The sequence below is a fragment of the Cellulophaga sp. RHA_52 genome (genome assembly GCF_007827205.1).
Taxonomy (GTDB): domain Bacteria; phylum Bacteroidota; class Bacteroidia; order Flavobacteriales; family Flavobacteriaceae; genus Cellulophaga; species Cellulophaga lytica.
This window is the reverse complement of the sequence record NZ_VIRZ01000001.1, coordinates 3365923-3389339: the sequence shown is the minus strand read 5'-3', so window position 1 is coordinate 3389339 and position 23417 is coordinate 3365923. Positions and strand designations below refer to the sequence as shown.

The 23417-nt window shown below is 33.0% G+C and carries 14 protein-coding genes; 7 read left to right on the top strand and 7 right to left on the bottom strand.

Features of this window, described 5'->3' with window-relative positions:
• Position 1 precedes the first annotated feature (1 nt).
• Positions 2 to 1480 carry an acetyl-CoA carboxylase biotin carboxylase subunit gene (gene accC / locus JM80_RS14800; RefSeq protein WP_144710828.1) on the top strand — a complete coding sequence of 493 codons (1479 nt, stop codon included), beginning with the start codon at positions 2 to 4 and terminating at the stop codon, positions 1478 to 1480.
• Between the two features lies 1 nt (position 1481).
• On the top strand, positions 1482 to 3029 hold the full coding sequence (locus JM80_RS14795) for an acyl-CoA carboxylase subunit beta (protein ID WP_013621981.1): 1548 nt from the start codon (positions 1482 to 1484) through the stop codon (positions 3027 to 3029).
• 69 nt (positions 3030 to 3098) lie between these two features.
• Here the strand turns inward: JM80_RS14795 and JM80_RS14790 are convergent, their stop codons facing one another.
• The 7 genes from JM80_RS14790 to JM80_RS14760 form a co-directional block, all read right to left on the bottom strand.
• Entirely contained in the window at positions 3099 to 4532 is a 1434-nt protein-coding gene (locus JM80_RS14790; protein WP_038506346.1) for an alpha-amylase family glycosyl hydrolase, read from the bottom strand.
• Positions 4533 to 4534: 2 nt separating this feature from the next.
• Entirely contained in the window at positions 4535 to 5497 is a 963-nt protein-coding gene (locus JM80_RS14785; RefSeq protein WP_144710826.1) for an alpha/beta hydrolase, read from the bottom strand.
• The gene (locus JM80_RS14780) at positions 5497 to 7422 is read right to left on the bottom strand and encodes a glycoside hydrolase family 13 protein (RefSeq protein ID WP_144710824.1); all 1926 of its coding nucleotides are present in this window, start codon (positions 7420 to 7422) and stop codon (positions 5497 to 5499) included. Before JM80_RS14780 ends, JM80_RS14785 begins: the two co-directional genes overlap by 1 nt.
• A gap of 14 nt (positions 7423 to 7436) precedes the next feature.
• Positions 7437 to 9740: a glycoside hydrolase family 65 protein gene (locus JM80_RS14775; RefSeq protein WP_144710822.1), complete on the bottom strand. Its 2304-nt coding sequence runs from the start codon at positions 9738 to 9740 to the stop codon at positions 7437 to 7439.
• A 56-nt stretch (positions 9741 to 9796) separates the two neighbouring features.
• Positions 9797 to 10453, bottom strand: a complete 657-nt coding sequence (gene pgmB / locus JM80_RS14770) for a beta-phosphoglucomutase (RefSeq protein WP_144710819.1) — start codon at positions 10451 to 10453, stop codon at positions 9797 to 9799.
• Between the two features lies 1 nt (position 10454).
• Entirely contained in the window at positions 10455 to 11831 is a 1377-nt protein-coding gene (locus JM80_RS14765) for an MFS transporter (RefSeq protein ID WP_013621987.1), read from the bottom strand.
• A gap of 135 nt (positions 11832 to 11966) precedes the next feature.
• The gene (locus JM80_RS14760) at positions 11967 to 13019 is read right to left on the bottom strand and encodes a LacI family DNA-binding transcriptional regulator (RefSeq protein ID WP_342341427.1); all 1053 of its coding nucleotides are present in this window, start codon (positions 13017 to 13019) and stop codon (positions 11967 to 11969) included.
• 250 nt (positions 13020 to 13269) lie between these two features.
• Here JM80_RS14760 and JM80_RS14755 point away from each other — a divergent pair, with 250 nt between their 5' ends.
• Genes JM80_RS14755 through JM80_RS14735 form a run of 5 tightly spaced genes read left to right on the top strand, consistent with a single transcriptional unit; the run spans position 13270 to position 23381 of the window.
• Positions 13270 to 16353, top strand: a complete 3084-nt coding sequence (locus JM80_RS14755; RefSeq protein ID WP_038506356.1) for a SusC/RagA family TonB-linked outer membrane protein — start codon at positions 13270 to 13272, stop codon at positions 16351 to 16353.
• Between the two features lie 4 nt (positions 16354 to 16357).
• Complete coding sequence (locus tag JM80_RS14750; protein ID WP_144710817.1) at positions 16358 to 17893, top strand: RagB/SusD family nutrient uptake outer membrane protein; 1536 nt, start codon at positions 16358 to 16360, stop codon at positions 17891 to 17893.
• A 19-nt stretch (positions 17894 to 17912) separates the two neighbouring features.
• Entirely contained in the window at positions 17913 to 19277 is a 1365-nt protein-coding gene (locus tag JM80_RS14745) for a SusF/SusE family outer membrane protein (RefSeq protein ID WP_144710815.1), read from the top strand.
• Between the two features lie 55 nt (positions 19278 to 19332).
• On the top strand, positions 19333 to 22674 hold the full coding sequence (locus tag JM80_RS14740) for an alpha-amylase family glycosyl hydrolase (RefSeq protein ID WP_144710813.1): 3342 nt from the start codon (positions 19333 to 19335) through the stop codon (positions 22672 to 22674).
• Complete coding sequence (locus JM80_RS14735; protein ID WP_144710811.1) at positions 22674 to 23381, top strand: hypothetical protein; 708 nt, start codon at positions 22674 to 22676, stop codon at positions 23379 to 23381. Before JM80_RS14740 ends, JM80_RS14735 begins: the two co-directional genes overlap by 1 nt.
• The last annotated feature ends 36 nt before the right edge of the window (positions 23382 to 23417 follow it).

The following is a 23417-nucleotide window of genomic DNA, read 5'->3' as shown; positions in this document are numbered from 1 at the left end:
TATGAAAAAAATATTAGTTGCTAACAGAGGAGAAATTGCATTACGTGTTATGCGTTCTGCAAAAAAAATGGGAATTAAAACTGTAGCAGTTTTTTCTGAGGTAGATAGAGAAGCACCACACGTAAAATATGCAGATGAAGCTATTTGTTTAGGTGCTGCACCATCATCAGAGTCTTACTTGGTAATGGATAAAGTTATACAGGCGGCAAAAGATACTGCCGCAGATGGTATACACCCAGGTTACGGCTTTTTAAGTGAAAATGCAGAATTTGCAAAAAAAGTTACCAATGCAGGAATAACATTTATAGGTCCCAAACCCCACGCAATAGAAGTAATGGGTAATAAACTAGCAGCAAAAGAAGCTGTTAAAGATTATAATATACCTATGGTACCTGGTATTGAAGAAGCTATTACAGATGTAGATTTAGCAACTAAAATAGCTAAAGAAATAGGTTTCCCTATTTTAATTAAAGCAGCAGCTGGTGGTGGCGGAAAAGGAATGCGTGTTGTAGAAAATATAGAAGAACTAGCAGACCAAATGAAACGTGCAATTAGTGAGGCAGAATCTGCGTTTGGAGATGGTTCTGTTTTTATAGAAAAGTACGTAGCATCACCAAGGCATATAGAAATTCAGGTTTTAGCAGATAATCACGGTAATGTAGTGCACTTATTTGAACGCGAATGTAGCATACAACGTAGACATCAAAAAGTTGTAGAAGAAGCACCATCTGTTGTATTAACACCTGCCATTAGAGAGGCTATGGGAGATGCAGCAATTAAAGTAGCAAAAGCCTGTGACTATGTTGGTGTTGGTACAGTAGAATTTTTATTAGATGCTGATAAAAATTTCTATTTTTTAGAAATGAATACACGTTTGCAAGTAGAACACCCAGTTACAGAACTAATTACAGGTGTAGACTTGGTAGAGCAACAAATTAAAGTTGCTAGAAATGAAACGCTACAAATTACTCAAAACGATTTAAAAATTAAAGGTCACGCTGTAGAAGTTAGGGTGTATGCAGAAGATCCCTTGGATAACTTTATGCCTAGTATTGGTACGTTATCAACCTATAAAAGACCAAGAGGTAAAGGTATACGCTTAGATGATGGTTTTGAAGAAGGTATGGAAATACCAATTTATTACGATCCTATGTTATCTAAATTGATAACCTACGGAGATACCAGAGAAGAAGCAATACAATTAATGCTTTCTGCTATTGAAAATTATAAAATTGAAGGAGCATCTACAACCTTGTCTTTTGGTAAGTTTGTTTGTGAGCATCCTGCATTTTTATCTGGAGATTTTGATACACATTTTGTTAAAAAATACTATTCTGCAGATAAGTTAATAGCTGCTCGTTTACCAGAACATAAAGTGGCGGCCTTATTTGGTATGCACTTGTTTAATGAGTACACTAAAGTTGTAAAAACGCCAGAACAACAAACTTCCAATTGGAGAACTAACAGAAATACAAAGTAAAATGGGAGAGCAAAGCAAAGAAAATATATTACAGTCTAAAATAGATTTAGCTAAATTAGGCGGTGGCAAAACACGTATAGAAAAACAACACGCTAAAGGTAAATTAACTGCCCGTGAGCGTATTCATTTTTTGTTAGACGAAGGTTCTTTTGAAGAAATGGGTATTTTAGTAACCCACAGAACGTCTGATTTTGGTATGGACAAACAACAATTTTATGGAGATGGTGTTGTAACTGGTTACGGAACAATAAATGGTAGACAGGTTTGTGTTTTTGCACAAGATTTTACTGTTTTTGGCGGTGCATTATCTGAGACTCACGCAGAAAAAATATGTAAAATTATGGATATGGCTATGAAAATAGGTGTGCCTGTAATTGGATTAAATGATAGTGGAGGAGCAAGAATACAAGAAGGTGTACGCTCTTTAGGTGGTTATGCAGATATTTTTCATAGAAATGTAATGTCTTCAGGTGTTATTCCTCAAATTTCGGCAATAATGGGGCCTTGTGCAGGTGGTGCTGTTTACTCGCCAGCTATGACAGATTTTACACTTATGGTAGAAAACTCTAGCTATATGTTTGTAACTGGGCCAAATGTTGTAAAAACAGTGACTAATGAAGAGGTAACCTCAGAGGAATTAGGAGGCGCAAAAACTCACGCTACAAAATCTGGTGTAACACACGTTACTGCTGCCAATGATATAGAATGTATTAGCCAAATTAAGCAAATGATTAGCTATATGCCTCAAAACTGTGAGGATAAACCAGCTAAGCTTCCTTATACTTTGGGTGATGAAATTAGAGAAGAATTAGAAACTATGGTTCCAGCAAATGCAAATCAGCCTTATGATATGCGTACCGTTATAAACGGAATTATAGATAAAGAATCTTTTTTTGAAATTCATAAAGATTACGCAGATAATTTAGTTGTTGGTTTTGCACGCTTAGCAGGTAGGAGTATAGGTATTGTAGCTAACCAGCCAATGAGTTTGGCTGGAGTATTAGATGTAGAAAGCTCTAAAAAAGGAGCTCGTTTTACACGTTTTTGTGATTGTTTTAATATTCCGCTAGTTGTACTAGTAGACGTACCAGGATTTTTACCAGGTACGGACCAAGAATGGAATGGTATTATTACTAACGGAGCTAAATTATTATATGCATTAAGTGAAGCAACAGTGCCAAAAGTAACTGTTATTACACGTAAAGCTTATGGTGGGGCATATGATGTTATGAACTCTAAACATATAGGTGCGGATATGAACTATGCTTGGCCTGGAGCAGAAATAGCAGTAATGGGAGCTAAAGGAGCTAGTGAAATTATTTTTAGGAAAGAAATACAAGCTGCAGACGACCCAGTAGCTAAACTTGCAGAAAAAGAGCAAGAGTATGCAGATACTTTTGCAAACCCATATAGTGCAGCCCAAAGAGGATTTATAGACGAGGTTATTTTGCCAAAAGATACTCGTAAAAAACTTATAAAAGCTATGGCTATGTTAGAGGATAAGGTTGTAAACGTACCTAAACGTAAGCACGGTAATATTCCGTTATAAGTATATTTAAAAAAGTAAAATCGCCAATTTTAATTAAAATTGGCGATTTTTTAATGCGTGTTATTTTTATTATTTAGCAGTCAAAATATGGTATTCCCAAGGTGCTAATGTTAAGCTTTTTTCTTCATTAATGTTAAAATCAGTACTAGAAATATAATCTGTAAAGTCTCCTGTAATACTAACAGTAACGTTTTGTTCTTTATCAGTTAAGTTAGCTATAAAATATACTGTTTCACTATTTTTTTCTCTTTTAAAAGCTAAAACAGCTTCATTTTTAGAGGTTTGTATTCTAGTGTAATTTGCAGCTTTTTTACCACCATTTAAAGCTGAATTGCTATTTTTTAGGTCACCTAATTTTTCTAATAAGGCAAAATATTCACCTTTAGTTTTAGGTATGGTATCTTTTTCAAAAAAACGTAATCTGTGTGCCATATCATATTCCTGTCCAGAATATATTAATGGCATTCCTGGCATAAGGTATGTTAATGCAGTAAATACTTCTTTGTTGTTTGGCATTCTTTCTAATAAAGTACCATTCCAAGAGTTTTCGTCATGGTTTGTAACAAAGTTCATATTAATGTCATCTGCTTCTAAAATAGTATCTAGTTTTACCATATAGTCATCAAACTTAGTAACGTTGGCTTCACCTTTAGCTATTTCATTAAAAATATGATGAACCTCCCAGCCGTATTGCATGTCAAAACCATTTTGTAGCAAATCTGGTTGTTCTGCTTCCGCTAGCATAAAAACAGGTTTTACAGTTTTCATTTCTTTTATAGCGGTATTAAAAAAGTCTACAGGTACTTTGTGTGCAACATCCATTCTAAAGCCGTCTATATCTGCTTTTTCTACCCAAAATTTCATATCACTAATCATTTCCTTACGCATTTCTTCATTGTCGTAATTTAAATCAGCAACGTCTGTCCATCCCCATGATTCTCCTGTTTCTGGGTTTATTGGATCTATAATTTCTCCTTGTTCATTTTGAGTGTAATATTCTGGATGGTCTGTAATCCAAGGATGATCCCAACCTGTATGGTTTGGTACCCAATCTACAATAACTAAAATACCATTGTCATGTGCAGTGGTTACCATATTTTTAAAGTCATCAAACGTTCCAAACTCAGGGTTTATAGCTTTATAGTCAGATACTGAGTAGTAGCTACCTAAGTATTTTTTACGCTCTTCTTCGTCTTTAATATCGCTAGTAAACTGTCCGTCTGTAGCTTTACGTTTAATTTTAGATATAGGATTAATTGGCATTACCCAAATAACTTTAACTCCAAGTTTTTTAAGTACAGGAATGTCTTTTGTAAAAGCATTAAACGTACCTTCTGGTGAGTATTGGCGAATGTTGGCTTCGTAAATAACACCATCTTCCATAACTTCTGTTACAGCAATTGGTTCTTTTTCTACAATTACATTGTTTTCTTCTTTTTTAACTTTTTCCTTGCAGGATATTACTACTGCAAATAAGGATAAAATTGTAATTATTTTTTTCATTTTTAATTGTTTTTAAGTAAAAAAGTTAGTGGTATTTTTATGCGTTTTTGCCAAGAGTTTTCACTATGGTTTTCGCCTTCAAATTTTAGATTTTTATAATTTTTTTGTGTGTAGCCATTTTTTAAATAAATGCTATCTACAGTGTTTGCATATTTTAGGTAGTAAGCATCTAGAGTTTCTGTGCCATAGTCAAAATACAATTTATGTGTTTTAGAGTCTGGTATATTAGATGCTGCATACTTAAAAATTAAATTAGGTAGCACATTATTGTCCATAGGCTTAAAGCCTAGCCAATGCGTAGATAAACAAGCAGCTCCGCCAAATATATTTGGATATTCTGATATGGCATACATAGACATTAAACCTCCCATACTAGATCCCATAACAAATGTATTTTTGGTATCTTTTTTTACAGAGAATGATGTGTCTATTATTGGTTTTAGCTCGGTAACTATAAATTTTAAATACTGGTCTCCAGTAAGCTTGTCAATATCAAAATTATCGTTTTTAAAATCTTGTACTAATGATTTGTTTATGGCGCTTACGTTGTTTGTTATTGCTTTTTTTGGAAACAAATCTTGCCATCTTAATTCCGCTATATTATGTACAGCAACAACTATAAATTTTTTAATGTTTTTATCATTATTTAATTTAGCAGCTACTTCGTCTACTTTCCATTCTTGTTTATTCCATGTTGTGGTACTGTCAAACAACATTTGGCCATCATGCATATAAATAACAGCATATTCCTCTTTGGTAGTATAATTATTAGGTAGCCAAACATCTACTGGTCTAGGTGTTATGTATTTAGACGCTATATTATTTAGCCTTACCAGTTTTCCACTAGCTAAATTTATTTGTTCTACTTCAGCAAATGGTAAATTAGTTTTTACTTCTTCAGTTTTTTGTTTGTTTGTACAAGAAAGTAAGCAGCCTAGTATAAAAATATATAATATTAGTTTCATTATTTTTTTAGCTTATAGGTAGTTAGTATGTAACATCCTTTTTTAGGAAGTGTTATATTATTGTCCCAAACTAAAGTTTCGCCAGTAAAAATATTGGTTACTTTTTTACCATCTAAACCAACCTCTTTAAACCTAGAAAGATCTAATTGGTATGGATCTTCATTTTTATTTAAAATGATGGTAACTATTTCATTATTTAAAATTCTAAATAACACATAAATACCATTTTGAGGTGCAAAATGTATGGTTTTTCCTTTGTGTATGGCTTTGCTTTGTTTTCTGAAATTTAGCAGGTTACTCATAAAACGCTGCATTTCTTTTTGATTATTAGTTAAGCCTTTACCGGTAAATGCATTTGTTGTATCTGTATCCCATCCGCCAGGAAAATCTGTTCGTATTAATCCATGATCTCCTGGTTTAGCAGTGTTCTGTATTAATATTTCTGTACCGTAATAAAACTGAGGAATACGTGGTAGCAATGCTAAATAAGCAACAGCCATTTTTGTGTTTTCTACATTTTCATTAAGTTGAGTATAAACGCGGTCCATATCATGGTTGTCTAAAAAAGCCATAATATCTATAGGAGACTGATATGCAAAATCATTAGCTAATCCTTCATATGTTTTTATAAATCCTGTTCCCCAAGTTTCATCTTCGTTTAAAGCGTCTATAATATTTTTTTGCATAGCAAAATCCATTGTAGAGGTTAAGTTAGACTCATAACCATCTTTATTAGGATTATTTTTTTGCCAATATGCAATTAATAAAGGATTGTAACTCCATTCTTCTCCTACTATTGAAAAATTTGGATATTCATCCATAATAGTTCCAGCCCAATTAGCCATAAAGTCTTTATCTGGGTAAGGATATGTATCTTGACGAATACCTCCTAACTCTAAAGTCTCTATCCACCAAATACTATTTTGAATAATATAAGTTGCTAAAAAAGGATTACGTTGGTTAAGATCTGGCATATGATTACCAAACCAACCGTCTGTCATTTCTTTTTTATCTGCTTTAGAGGCATATATGTCTTGGTTACTTGTTCTTTTGTGGTTTGCTATAGTTACAGGTTTATTATTTATAAATTTGTCTTGATAATTTACCCAATCTTTAAATGGTAAATCTTTCATCCACCAGTGCTCTAACCCACAATGGTTAGCCACTTGATCCATTATTAATTTAATTCCTTTTTCTTTAGATTTTATAGCTAATTGCTTGTACTCATCTAAAGTTCCAAACCTAGGATCTACGCCATAAAAATCTGTAATTGCATATCCGTGGTACGATTGTTTTGGCATATTATTAGTTAATAAAGGACTAGGCCAAATGGCTGTAAAACCTAAGGAGTCTATATACTCTAAATGTGTAGTAATTCCTTTAATATCTCCACCATGCCTTGCATAGTCATCTGTACGATCTATATTTTTCTCAAGTAAAGAACTATTTATGTCATTAGAAGTATCTGCGTTAGCAAACCTATCTGGAGTAATTAAATAAACTGCATCTGCACTAGAAAAACCTATATAATCTTCAGCTTTTTTAACTCTGTTTTTAAGTTCATAAGTTTGCGTTTTTGTAGTGCCATCTTCAGATGTAAAATCAATATTAAATAAGCCTGCTTTTGCTGTTTCACTAATCTCTACATCAATAAACAAATAATTAGGACTATCTGCTTTAGTTACTTTTTTTATAGAAATACCTGTTTTAGAAATCTTTGGAGTACTATTGGCTATATTAGGATTTTTAACCAATAATTGCAGTTTGTTGTTTTTAAAACCTACCCACCAATGTGGAGGCTCTACACGCTCTATATCATTAGAAACTGTAATAGGAGCTTCTTCTTGTTTCTGTTCCTTTTTAGGAGAACAAGAAACAAAAAGAGCAAAAACTAATACAAAAACACTTAAAAATCCTTTTTTCATAGCTTAAATAGTTTTTATGCGGTAATTAAGTTATTTTGATTAATAGTTATAGACTTACCATTAACCATTAACGTAAGCTCTTCTCCTTTTAATAGTTCAAAAGTATTTTTATTTTGTGTTACACTTACTTTAATAGTGTGGTTTCTAAAATTCACTTTAAATGAATAACCATCCCATTCTTTAGGTATTTTAGGGCTAAAAGATAAAGTGTTATTGCGTACGCGCATACCACCAAAACCTTCTATAATGCTCATCCAAGTACCAGCCATAGATGTAATATGTAAGCCTTCTTCTACCTCTTTGTTGTAATCATCTAAATCTAGTCTAGATGTTCTTAAATAAAAACTATATGCTTGGTCCATACGGTCTAACTTTGCGGCTAAAATACTATGTACACAAGGAGAAAGTGAACTTTCATGTACTGTAAAAGGTTCATAAAAATCAAAATGACGCTCTATCTCTTCAATAGTAAAATTGTCTTCAAATAAATAAAAACCCTGTAAAGTATCTGCTTGTTTTATATATGGTGAACGTAAAATTCTGTCCCAAGACCATTTCTGATTAATAGGGCGTTGAGAATTTTTTAAGCTAGAAGCCGGAGTTAGTTCTTTATCTAAAAAACCGTCTTGTTGTAAAAATACATTATGCTCCTCAGAAAACGGAAAATACATATTATCTGCAACGTCTTTCCATTTTTTAATTTCATCGGAATTTAAATTAACTTTAGACATTATACGGTCATAATCTGAAGCATAATTTTCTTTAATATTAGTAATAGTTTCTACGGTATAATTAATACACCATTGCGCCATATAGTTTGTATACCAGTTATTATTTATATTGTTCTCATACTCATTAGGGCCAGTAACACCAAGAATAACATATTTATTTTGCTTGGTAGAAAAAGTAGCTCTTTGGTGCCAAAAACGCGCTATACCAATAAGAACTTCTAATCCTTTTTCTGGAATGTAACTGTAGTCTCCCGTGTATCTGTAATAATTGTAAATAGCAAAAGCAATGGCACCGTTTCTGTGTATTTCCTCAAAAGTTATTTCCCACTCGTTATGGCATTCTTCGCCATTCATAGTTACCATTGGGTACAAGGCAGCTCCGTTAGAAAAATCTAACTTTTCTGCATTCTCTATTGCTTTTTCTAGGTGATTGTATCTGTATGCTAATAAATTACGACCAACATTTTGGTCTTTAGTAGCCATATAAAAAGGCAAACAATAAGCCTCTGTGTCCCAGTACGTACTACCGCCATATTTTTCGCCAGTAAAACCTTTAGGTCCAATATTTAGCTGTGCATCTGTACCTAAATATGTTTGGTTTAACTGAAAAATGTTAAAACGGATACCTTGCTGCGCTTTAACATCACCGTTAATGGTAATATCTGATGTTTCCCAGATTGTTGCCCATGCATTTTTTTGAGCTTCTAATAAAGCATTAAAACCAGTAGAAGTAGCTTTTTCTAAAGCTTTTGTAGCAGCAGAAATAAGCTTGTCTTTAGGGTGGTTTCTATCTACAGTATACCCAGCAAATTTGTGTATAGTAAAAGAAGATTTTGCATCTACATCTGCAGTGTAATTGTATGTGATTTTATTTTCTAGCTTTTCTATTTTAGGAGTAATATCTGTTTTTTTATCATTTAAAAAACACTCAGACTCCATAAAAGTACAGGTGTTAAACTCTGTTTTTAAAGTATGTGCCTCTATAAATGCTTTATTGTCTTTAGAATTTATGCTAGTTATTTCCCAAAATTTATCATCCCAGTTGGTGTCTTCATTGGTAATGCCTGCATCTAAATAAGGACTATACGTTATTGTTGCATCTACGTTTACAGGAGTAATAGTGTAATTAATAGCACCAACTTCATCTAAAGTTAAACTTAAAAAGCGTTTTGTTTTTACAGTAACAACTACATTATTTTTTAGGGTAGCGGTAAAAGTTCTAGACAGCCAACCTTCTTGCATATTTAACTCTCTCTTAAAATTATCTACTTTACACGTAAATAAATCCAGATTTTCTCCGTTAACTTGCACGTTAATACCAATCCAATTTGGAGCATTTAATACTTTTGCAAAATACTCTGGATACCCTTTTTTCCACCAACCAACTTTAGTTTTATCTGGGTAATAAACACCCGCAATGTAGCTCCCCTGAAACGTTGGTCCTGAGTAGTATTCTTCAAAATTTGCTCTTTGTCCCATTGCACCGTTTCCAATGCTAAACAAGCTTTCTGAAGATTTAACTCTGTCTGTATTAAAACCTTCTTCTATGATAGACCAGTTGTTTGGTATGATATAATCTTGATTCATAATTTCTTATGCTATTGATTCTTGTAAATAGTACTTTTAGTAAGTTAGTATCTACCTTATTTTTTTATTAATTCTTGTATAAAGTCTGATGAGATTTCTGTAAAATCTTTAAAAACGTAATCTGCTTCATGTAAAACAGAAGCATTTCCAATACCAATGCTAATCATATTTGCAGCATTGGCGGCTTTAATACCAGCAGTAGCATCTTCAAAAACAATACAATTTTCTGGAGCTATAGAAAGTGCCTTTGCAGCATTTAAAAACACCTCAGGATCTGGTTTACCTTTAGTAACCCCATTACCATCTATAATGGCACTAAACTTTTGTATTAGATGTACTTTTTGTAAAATAACCTCTGCGTTTTTACTTGCCGAACCTAAAGCAATACCTTGTTTTTCTTTTTCTAAAAGCTCTAAAACTCTAGGTACATCTGGTAAAATTTCTGAAGCGTCCATTTTTTCTATAAGCAGTAAATAATCTTCATTTTTTTTAGCCATTAAGCCAGTAAACTCTTCGTTATCTAGAGTAATATTACCCCAGTTAAGTATTTTTTCTAAAGATTTTACTCTGCTAACACCTTTTAGTTGCTCATTTTGTTCATGAGTAAATTCAACACCAATAGAATTAGCTAGTTTTTGCCAAGCTAAAAAATGGTATTTGGCTGTATCTACAATAACGCCATCTAGGTCAAATATGAATCCTTTTCTTTTCATTTTATTCTTCTATTGTTTGATAAGAAATTGCACTTTTTTCGGTAATTAAGAAGTTGCATAAACCAGCAATAATTAAGCTTATACCAGCAATAATCATTGCATTTATAGCGCCTTCTCCTAATAAATTAGAGATAATATTTATGCCACCTATAGCAGCAATAATTTGAGGTATAACTATAAACATGTTAAAAATGCCCATAAAAACCCCCATTCTTTTAGGGTCTACAGCACTAGAAAGCATAGCATATGGCATAGATAAAATACTACCCCAAGCAAAGCCAATTAGTATAAAACATAAGGTTAAATATTCTGGAGACGGAATAAAATACATTAACAAAAAGCCAACACCACCAATAATTAAAGAGCACATATGTACTATTTTTCTATTGATTCTTTTTCTAGAAGTATACAATACTAATATTAGGGCAAATGCCATAGATGATAAACCATAAGTTCCCATATAAGAACCTACTAAGTTTGATGATTTCTGGAACGCCTCATTAGTAGTATTAAAAGCAAGTAAATCTTCAGCTATCTCCATATTATAATTAGCCTCTACTGGAGCAGGTGTATTAAAAACGTGTTCTGTTAGTGCTGGGTTAGCCATACTCCACATTGTAAAAAAGGCAAACCAGCTAAAAAACTGAATTACACCTAACTTTTTCATAGTAGAAGGCATATTGCCAATATTGTTTATGATATCTGAAATAAACTGATTTTTTTTAGCCTTTTCTCTTTTAAATTCTTCCATATCTTCTGGCGGATACTCCGATGTAGTAAATATGGTGTACAGTATGCTAATTAAAAATACAACCGCACCTATGGCAAATGCTACTTTTACAGACATTGGTACCACTCCAGAAGGAGCAGCATCACTTACACCAAGTTTAGATACCATCCAGGGTAAATTACTGGCAACCCAAGTACCAATACCAATAATTAATGTTTGTATAACAAAACCGTAAGAGCGTTGTGAGTCTGGCAATTTATCTGCTACTAAAGCCCTAAAAGGTTCCATAGAAACATTAATAGACGCATCTAAAATCCATAAAAAACCAGCGGCAATCCACAAAACAGGAGAGTGTGGTACTAAAAATAAAGCTAGGGAACTTAAAATAGCACCAATTAAAAAATAAGGTTTTCTTCTTCCCCAACGTGCGCTCCAAGTACGGTCACTTAAATAACCAATAATTGGTTGTACAACCAGTCCTGTTAAAGGAGCGGCAATCCATAAAAGTGGTATAGCATCTTTTTCTGCACCTAGCGTCTGAAAAATTCTGGACATAAAACCGCCTTGTAGGGCAAATCCAAATTGAATTCCCAGGAACCCGAAACTCATGTTCCAGATCTGCCAGAAACCAAGTTTCTGTTTTTCCATAATGTAAATATTTAGTATAAAAATACAGCGCCAGTTTTTGTGTCAGTGTGGCGTGTATAGGGTGCGAAGTATAAAAATATTAAGTGTTAAGTTTAATATTTTGATGGGGTAAAGATATAAAATTTTTAATACAGATTACAAAACTGTATTTTTTTCTGATGATTTTCTAACAATTAAATCGGTAGAAATAACTTTACGTTGGTATTCTTTATTTGCTGTTTTGTTTTGAATACGATCTAACAATAATTCTGCAGCGTGCTCGCCAATTGTAATACCGTGTTGGTCTATTGTAGATAAAGAAGGTGTTGAGAATGAAGATATTAATCCGTCTGTAAACCCAACAACACAAAGCTCATTAGGAATTTGTAAATCTTTTTCTTTAGCTATTTTTATAACATTTGCTGCATAAATTTCATTTACAGCAACAATGCCATCATAACTTAAATTAGAGTTGTGCATAAATGTGCTTATTTGTTTGGTAATGCTAGAGTTGTCGTTTACTTTAAAAATAAGATTTTCGTCTATAGCAATTCCTTTTTCTTCTAAAGCTCTTTTGTAGCCAATTGTGCGTAATGCACCAACATTTACGTGGTCTGGAGTAGATAATATAGCTATTTTTTTACAACCAACATTAAGCAAATGTTTGGTTGCTTTGTAGCCACCTCCAATGTCGTCTACAATAACTTTGTCACAATCTATTTTATCAGAAATTCTATCAAATAAAACTAAGGGAATATTGTAATCTTTTAATTCATTAAAATGCTCAAAGTCGCCTTTTTCTAAGGTTTCTTTAGCTATAGAAACAAGCAAGCCATCTACGCTTCCATTAGCCATCATTTGTATGTTTAACTTTTCTTTTTCATAAGATTCATTAGATAAGCATATCATAACATTGTAATCTCTGCCGTTAGCAATTTTTTCAATACCACTAATAACTCTAGAAAAAAAATGGTGCACAATTTCTGGAATAATTACGCCAATTACCATAGTTTTATTATTACGTAATTTTTGAGCAAGCATATTAGGCTTGTAATGATACAAGTCTGCAAAGGCTTTAACTTTTTTACGTGTTTCTTCACTAATTTCTGGACTATTTTTTAATGCTCTAGATACTGTAGAAGAAGACACACCTAGCTCTTTTGCAATGTCTTTTATGGTAATTTTGGCTTTCATAATATAAAGATACAACGTTTGTAAACATCAATTAAGTATTAACTCTAAATTGATAATACCTAATTTTTAATAGCAAATAAATAACAATCTATTAAAATTGGAGTCATTTTTTATGATAAAAACACACTTTTTGATAAAGTTGTTAACATGCAACGCGTTGCGTAACTCTGTAGATTTGTTAAATTAAAGTTAAGCTTATACTTTCACTGAGCGAAATATAAAAATGTGTTAAGTTTTAATCAAATTATTAACTCAAACTAACTTTATGAATAAACTAAAAAACATCTTTTTAGGTGTGTTTCTTTTTTTTCCACTGCTGTTTTTTGCACAACAAACAGTATCTGGTAAAATTACAGACAATGTAACAAAAGCTCCATTATTAGGAGTTAATGTTGTTGTAAAAGGAACAACAAACGGATCTATTTCAGATTTTGACGGATTGTACGAAATTAGAAATGTAAATATGGGTGATGTACTTTTATTTACTTCTATTGGTTATAATCCTAAAGAAGTGAAAGTTACTTCTAGTACTTTAAATGTAGAAATGACAGAATCTACAGAATTACTAGATGAGGTTGTACTAATTGGTTACGGTAGTGCCAAAAAAGAAGATTTAACGGGTTCTGTAGATGTGTTATCATCTAAAGACTTTAACCAGGGCTCTGTTGTTTCTGCAGACCAATTGTTAACTGGTAAAATGGCTGGTGTACGTATTACATCTAACGGTGGGCAACCAGATGCAGCACCAAATATTAGAATTAGAGGTGGTTCTTCATTATCTGCAAACAATAGTCCATTAATAGTTATAGATGGTATTCCAGTAGATAATACTAACCCTGCTGGTGTAGGCAACCCTTTGTCTCTAATAAACCCTAATGATATAGAAAGTTTTAGTGTTTTAAAAGATGCTTCTGCTACTGCTATATACGGTTCTAGAGCTTCTAACGGTGTTATTATAATTTCTACTAAAAAGGGTACATCTGGCGAAGTTAAGTTTAACTTTTCATCAGACGTGTCTGTTAGTAATGTTGCTAACTCTATAGATTTAATGAATAGTCAACAATACGTTAGTTATATTCAGCAATACCACCCAACTTACACTAATTTATTAGGTATAGATGATCCTAGTACAGATGTTACAGATAATTTGGCTACTCCAGGTATAGAAGGAAGAATACTTTCAGATACTGATTGGCAAGACGAAATTTATAGAACAGCAATATCTACAAACACAAACTTTAGTGCTAGAGCAAATTTAGGAGGTAAAATTCCTTTTAGAGGTTCTATAGGTTACACAAATACTGGTGGTGTAGTTAAAACTAACGATTATGAAAGAGTTAGTTTATCTGCCAAATTAACACCAACTTTTTTTGATGATCACTTAAAAGTAAGTTTAAATGCTAAAGGATTATATTCTGAAAAAAATGCTATTGATGAAGGCGGTGCTTTAGGAGGGGCTGTAAATATGGATCCTACAAAGCCTGTTTTTGATGTAAACCCAAACAACCGTTTTGGAGGATTTTACCAAAATACAATTGTAGATGGTAATAGATTATTGCTAGATGGCCAGAGTAATCCTTTGGCATTATTAAAACAAAGAGAAAGGCCAGAAGAAGTAAAACGTTTTTTAGGAAATATAGAACTAGATTACAAATTACATGCTTTACCAGAATTAAGAGCAGTTTTAAATTTAGGTTTAGAAGCATCTAAGGCAAACATTGAAGAAAGGTTTTTAGATAATTCTATTGCTACTTACAGGTTTAATAACGCAGATACAGATATTAATACCAATTATTTGTTTAATCCAGGTGTTAATTATACAGAAAATCAAGATATTACAAATACAACACTAGATGCTTACTTAGTTTATACTAAAGAGTTTGATGGCTTTGTAAAAAGATTTGAAGTACAAGGAGGTTACTCTTACCAAAATTTTAAAAATGATGGAACATCTGTTCAATACAGATACAATGATGAATCAGGTTTAAGAGAAGAGTTAATAAATCCCAACAATTTAAATAATAGGTATTATAATGTACTAAACCTACAATCTTACTTTGGAAGAGCAAATATAGATTTAGCAGAACAGTTTTTAGTAACATTATCTTTTAGAGCAGATGGTTCTTCATTATTTACAGAGGAAAATAGATGGGGATATTTTCCTGCGGCAGCGGTTGCTTGGAAAATTGGTAATGCTGGTTTTGTAGAAAACTCTAATGTTATTAATGACCTAAAATTAAGGTTAGGAGCAGGTAAAACAGGACAGCAAGATATTACTGGCGCTGTTGGTTATTACCCGTCTTCACCATTATTTACTATTGGTTCTACTACTAGTCAGTACTTAAGTGGAGTAAACTTATACTCTGCTAAAGCATTTAATCCAGACTTAACTTGGGAAAAAACAACAACATATAATGTTGGTTTAGATTTTGATTTATTTGCAAACGGAATTGTTTCTGGTTCTGTAGATTTTTATCAAAAACAAACAAAAGATTTACTAGCAAGAACAGCTGTGCCTCCTGGGCAAGCATTATCAGATGCATTTGTACAAAATGTAGGTGAAACAGAAAGTAAAGGTTTTGAAGTAAATTTAAACTTAAGACCTATTAGCACAGAAGATTTTACCTTAGAGTTTAATTCAAATGTTGGGTACAATAGATCTGAGGTTACTAGTTTAAAAGATGTAACTAGAATTACTGCGGCAGAGTCTGGTTTACCAACAGGTACAGGAGTAAGTTTAGCATACCATGCTGTAGGTTACCAACCATATTCTGCTTGGGTATTTAAGCAGGTTTATGACACAAATGGAGATCCTATTTCTAATGCATTTGTAGATATTAACGGTGATAATGTTATAAATAATGATGATAGATATTATGAAACATTAAGGCCTAATTGGACTTTTGGTTTTGGTCTTAATTTTAACTATAAAAACTGGGACCTAAGTTCTAGCTTTAGAGGACAATTAGGAGGTCAAGTATACAACGCAAGAAGGTTAACTTCTGGTTGGATTGATAGAGCTATACCAAACAATAGTAATAGTTTAAGTAATGTATTGGATTTTAATTCTGATGCAGCTACCACTTCTTTTGCAAATGTGCAGGGTAATATTCCTTTCTCAGATTATTTCTTAGAAGATGCTTCTTTTTTAAGAATGGAAAACATTGTTATTGGTTTTAGAGTACCTAATTTCTTAAAAGATACTTCTTTAAGAATATATGGTGCTGCTAATAACCTTTTTGTTATAAGTGATTATAGCGGACAAGACCCTGAGAATTTTAACTCAATAGATAACAATTTCTACCCAAGACCTAGAGTATTTACCTTGGGATTAAATTTAGACTTTTAGGATTATGAAAAAAATTATAATAGCTTTTCTAGGTATAACTATGTTAGTTAACATAAGTTGTACAAAAGATTTAGATACAGATCCACTAGTAGAATTAACTTTGGAAGAATTAATTAACAGAGATCCTAATGCTGTACAAGGTATTGTTTCTAGATTATATGGTTCTTTTGCCTTATCTGGTCCAGATGGTCCAGGTAGTTCAGATATTAGTGATGATGCAGGTGAATCTCCTTTTTTAAGAGGGATTGTAAATTTACAAGACTTTACTGCAGACGGTATTAAAAACAGATGGGGAGATGATGGTTTAGACCAACTTACAACTACAACTAACTGGGATGAAAATAATAAGTTCTTTAGATACCTTTACAACAGAATTTATTATACAATTCCGCAATGTAATAACTTATTATCTGTATTAAATAATGTAGATACAGAAAGTAAAGAACAGGTAATTGCTGAGGTACGTTTTTTAAGGTCTTTAGCATACTACTACTTAATAGATACTTTTGGGAAAGGTGTACTGGCAACAGAAGAAAACTTTGGGTCTTCGGCCCCATTACCAGAAGCTACAAGAGCAGAGTTATTTGCTTATGTAGAGTCAGAGCTACTAGATGTTGTTGAAACTTTACCAGATTCTAATGACTATGGTAGAGCAAACAAGGCTGTTGGTAATATGTTGCTAGCTAAACTGTACATTAATGCAGAAGTATACACAGGTACAGATAAGTTTGCAGAAGCACTAACTTCAATAAATAAAGTAATTACAGATGGTGGATACAGTTTAGCAGATAGCTATGTAAGTATATTTTCTGCAGATAATAATACATCACCAGAAATAATATTACCATTAATTGCAGACGCAGTAACTAGTCAAAGCTACGGTAATACTACTTATATTGTTAATGGCTCTAGTAGTTCAGAAACTATGACTTTAGCAGACTATGGATTAACAGATGGTTGGGGAGGACATAGAGCTTCTAAAGGTTGGTACGGTTTGTATGGAGATTTAGAAACTTCTACAGATGAAAGAGCTAGCTTGTTTTTTACAGAGGGCCATTCATATGAAATGAATGATTATAAAACTTGGACAGATGGTTACCCTCCAATAAAGTTTAGAAATACTAATGCTTTAACACCTTCAACAGCTCCAACACCTTTTTCTAGTACAGATTTTCCTTTGTTTAGGCTAGCAGATGCTTACTTAATGTTTGCAGAATGTGCTGTTAGAACAAATCAAAATTTAGGCGAAGCATTAGGATACGTAAACCAAATTAGAGAAAGAGCCAATGCAGAGCCAATTAGCGCAGGAGATTTAACACTAGATTTTATTTTGGATGAACGAGGTAGAGAGCTAAACTTAGAAGGACACAGAAGAACAGACTTAATCCGTTTTGGCAAATTTACAGGTAGCACATACCTATGGCCTTGGAAAGGTGGGGTGTTAGAAGGTACATCAATACCAGATACATATAAATTGTTTCCTATTCCTTTACAGGCTTTAGAAGCAAATCCAAACCTAAAACAAAACAACGGATACTAAATAACTAAAAACCATAACTATGAAAAATTTAAAAATTATAGGATTATTTATCCTAGCTGTTGCAGGCTTATCTTCTTGTGAAGACGATGATAATTTAATATACACCGCACAAACACCATCTGAAAATGTAGCTTTTACTAGCACGTTTTTAAATGAATATGTTTTAACAGATGAAACTAAGGCAAACGTAGCAGAACGCTTTGTTTGGAACTCGCCAGACTTTGGTATTGCTACGCCCAATGCATATGATTTACAAGGTTCTGCTACCGAAGATTTTGCAGAAGTATTAGAACTAGGTTCTACACCAAATAACAATAAGGCAGTTACAGTAGAAGAGATGTTAGAGTTGGCTACAATTGCTGGTTTAGATAATGACCCTAGTACTGCAGATATGCCAAATACAGGTGTATTGTATTTTAGAGTTAGAGCTTATGTTGGTGATGGAGCAGAAAATGCTCCAGAAAGCTTTTCTGAAGTAACAGCATTAAATGTTGTACTACCAGAAGATACAGGAGCAGGTAGTGGCATAGAAATGTCTTCTTGGGGTATTGTAGGTTCTGCAGCTAATGATTGGGGTGCAACACCAGATATTCCTTTTTATACAACAGAAACACCAGATGTTATTGTTTCTTATGCAAACCTTATTGCCGGTGAAATTAAATTTAGAGAAAACAATACATGGGGAGGAGATTTAGGTGATGCTACCTTAGATGGTATTTTAGATGCAGACCCAGATAACAATATTGTTATTGCAGAAGCAGGTAGTTATAAAGTTACTATTAATTTAAGTGATAATTCTTATACTATTGAAGAATACTTTTGGGGTATTGTAGGTAGTGCAGCTCCTAACGGATGGGATGGTCCTAACGTAAAATTAGCGTATGACTATAATACAGATACTTTTAAGGCTGTAGTTCAGTTAATTGATGGTGAAATGAAAGTTAGAATGAACGATAAGTGGGATACTAGCTATGGTGACGGAAACTTAGATGGTGTATTAGATACAGACGCAGACAATAATATTGCTGTTACTGCTGGCTATTACTTATTAACGGTTAACTTTAATACTTTAGAGTATACATTAGAAGAAACTACAATTTGGGGCTTAGTTGGTTCTGCTACTCCTAACGGATGGGACGGACCAGATACTAAATTCACTCCAGATTTTGCTAATCCTGGCTTGTGGACTATAGATAGTATTGACTTAGTAGACGGGGAAATAAAGGTTAGAGCTAATGATGCTTGGGATACAAGTTATGGTGATTTAGAATCAGACGGAATATTGGACACGGAAAATGACAATAATATTAGTGTTGTTGCTGGTACATATAAGGTTACCATAGATTTTTCTGATGAAGCTTCTCCTACAATAGTAATAGAATAAAGTAAATAAACTTAAAAGGGTTGCACATAGTGCAACCCTTTTTTAATAACTGACTATGAAAAAAACGTTACTACTTCTTTTTTTGGTTTTTACTACGCTAGGTTTTGCTCAACAGCAAAATGTAACTTATTCGGTTTCTCCAGAAACTTTTGGCGAAAATGAAGAAATTACCATTACTGTTTCTAATTTAGACGTATCTACTTGGGGTGTTTCTGATGCATATCTATGGGCTTGGTCCTTAGATGCAGACGGTGAAAACTCTCAAGATTCTCCTACAAATGGTAGCTGGACAAACTCTAACGAAGACCAAAAACTTACCGCTAATGGGGACGGTACTTATAGTTTTGTCTTAACTCCATCTAGTTTTTTTAATAGAACTAATATTGGACAAATAGGAATGCTAATAAAAGCTAAAAATGGCGACGGAGATAAAAAAACACAAGATTATATTTTTAATGTTGGTACGTTTCAATTTAACTTAAATTCACCAACAGAAACTACAACCGTATTAAATTCTGGAGATAATTTATCTATTGAGGCTACTTCTTCTATAAACGCAACATTTGTTTTAAAAGCAAATAATGTAATAGTAGACACGCAAACAGCAATTACTGCATATAGTTATACGTATACCATAGCAGAAAATACTAATTTTAGTTTAGAGGTTACTAATGACACAGAAACTAAATTGGCAACATTTAATGCTGTAGTTTCACCAACAGTAGAGGAAGCTCCAGTACCTGCTGGTATGTTAGACGGTATAAATTTAGATCCGCTAGATGCTACAAAAGTAACCCTGGTTTTATATGCTCCTTTAAAAGATTTTGTGCACGTTATTGGTGACTTTAATAATTGGCAAATAAACAATAACTATCTAATGAAAAAAGATAGTGCTACAGATAGGTTTTGGATAGAGTTAACTGGTTTAACGCCACAAACCAATCATATGTATCAATATTTGGTAAATTTTGAAATTAATGTAGCAGATCCTTATTCTACTTTAGTTTTAGATCCATACTCAGATCAATATATAGATGAGGTTACATATCCTAATTTACCTGCTTACCCAACAAATTTAACAACAGAAGCTGTTACCATTTTGCGTACTGGTGATGCAGATTATAATTGGCAAACAACAAATTTTGTTGCTCCAGATAAAACAGATTTAGTAGTTTATGAGGTATTACTTAGAGATTTTGATGCGTTGCATTCTTTTGAAGCTTTAGAAAACAGGTTAGACTATATACAAAAATTAGGAATAAACGCAATAGAACTTATGCCTGTTAGTGAGTTTGATGGTAATGAAAGTTGGGGATACAATCCGTCTTTTCATATGGCATTAGATAAATATTATGGCACAAAAGATGCTTTTAAAAGTTTGATTGATGAATGCCATAGTAGAGGTATTGCTGTAATCTTAGACGTAGTTTACAATCACGCTAGTGGTCAAAACCCATATTTTAGGTTATGGAATGATAGCAATGGTGGTTTAGGCGGTAAGGTTACTGCAGATAATCCATTTTTTAATGATGAGGCAAAGCATTCTTATAGTGTTTTTAACGATTATAATCACCAATCTACAGCTACACAAGAGTATGTTAAACGTACTGCTCAATATTGGATAGAGGAATATAATTTAGATGGTTTTAGATGGGATTTAACAAAAGGATTTACTCAAAATTGTACTGCAAATGACGAGAGTTGTACCAATGCATATCAGCAAGATAGGGTAGATGTCTTAAAACAATATGCAGATGACCAATGGGAAGTAAATGATGATTTTTATATCATTTTTGAACATTTAGGAGGTATAACAGAAGAAGAGCAGTGGGCGGATTATAGAGTTGCAGAAGGCAAAGGCATTTTACTTTGGAACAAACAAACAGAGGCATATAACGAGGCTTTAATGGGGTATAATACAGGCGGAAAGTCTAATTTTTCTGGTGTGTCTTATGCTCAAAAAGGATTTAAGCAAGCGTCTGCAGTATCTTTTATGGAAAGCCATGATGAGGAACGATTGCTTTACAAGAGTTTAAACTTTGGTAATGAAGAAGGTAATTATTCTACTAAAAATTTAAATACTGCTTTAGCGCGTTTGCAGACGGCAGGAGCATTCTTCTTTACAGTTCCGGGACCAAAAATGATATGGCAGTTTGGAGAATTAGGGTATGATATTTCTATTGAAGAAAATGGTAGAGTAGGCAACAAACCAATTTTATGGGAGTATGCAAATAACCCTAATAGAAAAGCAGTTTACAATAGCTGGAGCAAGATTATCAACCTTAAGAAAAAAGCAGAAGTATTTAGCACTACTAATTTTACTGTTGATGCATCTAATGCTAGCGGATTAAAAAGGATTCATTTAACATTAGAGAGTGCTACAACAGACCAAATAAAGCATATTGTTGTTTTAGGTAATTTTGGAATGTCTGCTCAAAGCATAACTGCAGATTTTCAAGAAATTGGTACGTGGTATAATTTATTAGAAAAAAATACTCCTTTAGAGGTAACAACAACCGCTACAGACTTAAATTTAGAAGCAGGTGAGTTTGTAATTTATGCAGATAAACCTTTTGTAGACCCTAATGATTTGGATAGTGATGGTGTTGCAAATGCAGATGACGCCTGCCCAAATACTCCAATTGGTACTACTGTAGATGTTACCGGATGCAGCTTGTTTACATTGCCAGTTACCAACTATCAAATAGCTACAGTTAGTGAAACTTGTAAAGATGCTAACAACGGAAAAATTGCTATTACTACTACAGAAAATTTAAATTATACGGTATCTATAACCGGTCCTAGTGGTTTTTCTTCTACTGAAGATTTTACAACAGAATTTAGCTTAGAAAATTTAAATGCAGGCACGTATACTGTTTGTTTTACTATTGATGGTGAAACTGGTTATGAGCAGTGTTTTACGGTACTTATTTCAGAACCAGAAGATTTATCAGTTTCTTCTAAAATAAATACTTCTGATAAAAGTGCTAGTTTAACCCTTAAAGGAGCGGATGTTTATTTTGTAACCATAAATGGCGTTACGTATGAAACCACAGAAAACAATATTAACTTAAACTTACAACCAGGAATGAATAGAATTTCTGCAGAAACAGGAATAGATTGTCAGGGTAAGTTTACTGAAGAGGTTTTTGTATCTGAGGAGGTTAGGTTTTTTCCTAACCCAGTACAAGCAGAGTTAAAAGTGTATTGTGCTGGTAAGGACTTAAATGTAACATACACTTTGTATGATTTTACAGGAAGGCAATTAGAGTCTAACACAAAAGAGGTAGATGCTAATAGAGAAATTTCAATTGCTACTTCAGCCTTAAAAAAGGGTAAATATGTAGTAACTGTAAAAGGGAAAACTATACGTAAAACATTTAAAATTATTAAGTAATGTATACAAAGTATTTTAAAATATACGGATTTATAATAGCCATACTTTTAACAAGTTGTGGCGGAGGAGGAGATGATAGTCCGTCTGAGCCAGAAGTTTTTCCACCAGCAGAAGCAGTATTAAGTTTACCTGCAAATGATGAGGTTTGTTTAACGGGCGTATCTATAAACAGTACGCAGGCTACAGTAACATTTACCTGGCAAACAGCACCTAATGCAGATAGTTATAGTGTTGTGCTTAAAAATTTAGCAACCCAACAAGTAAATACATTTTTAGCAACAACAGAAACAACAGATATTACTTTAACCAAGGGAGAACCTTACTCTTGGTATGTTGTTTCTAAATCTAGTACAACTACAGAAACTGCAGAAAGTGACGAATGGAAATTTTATTTGGCAGGAGACGGAATTGTAAATTATGCACCTTTTATGGCAGAAGCAATATCACCAGAGATAGGAGGAACAGTTTCTGCGTCTAATAATAAAGTAACTTTAAGTTGGCGTGGTACAGATGTAGATAATGATATTAAAGACTATGAAGTTTTTGTAGCAACAACATCACCACCAGCTACAAGTATAGGTACAACGACAGATGCTTTTTTAGAGCATACTGTAAGTTCAGGAACGGTTTACTATTGGCAAGTTGTAACAACAGACCAAGAGAATAACAGTTCCAATTCACAAATATTTGAGTTTAAAGTTAATTAAACCAAGTGTGTTAGTAAGTTTTGTTTGGCCAGAAAT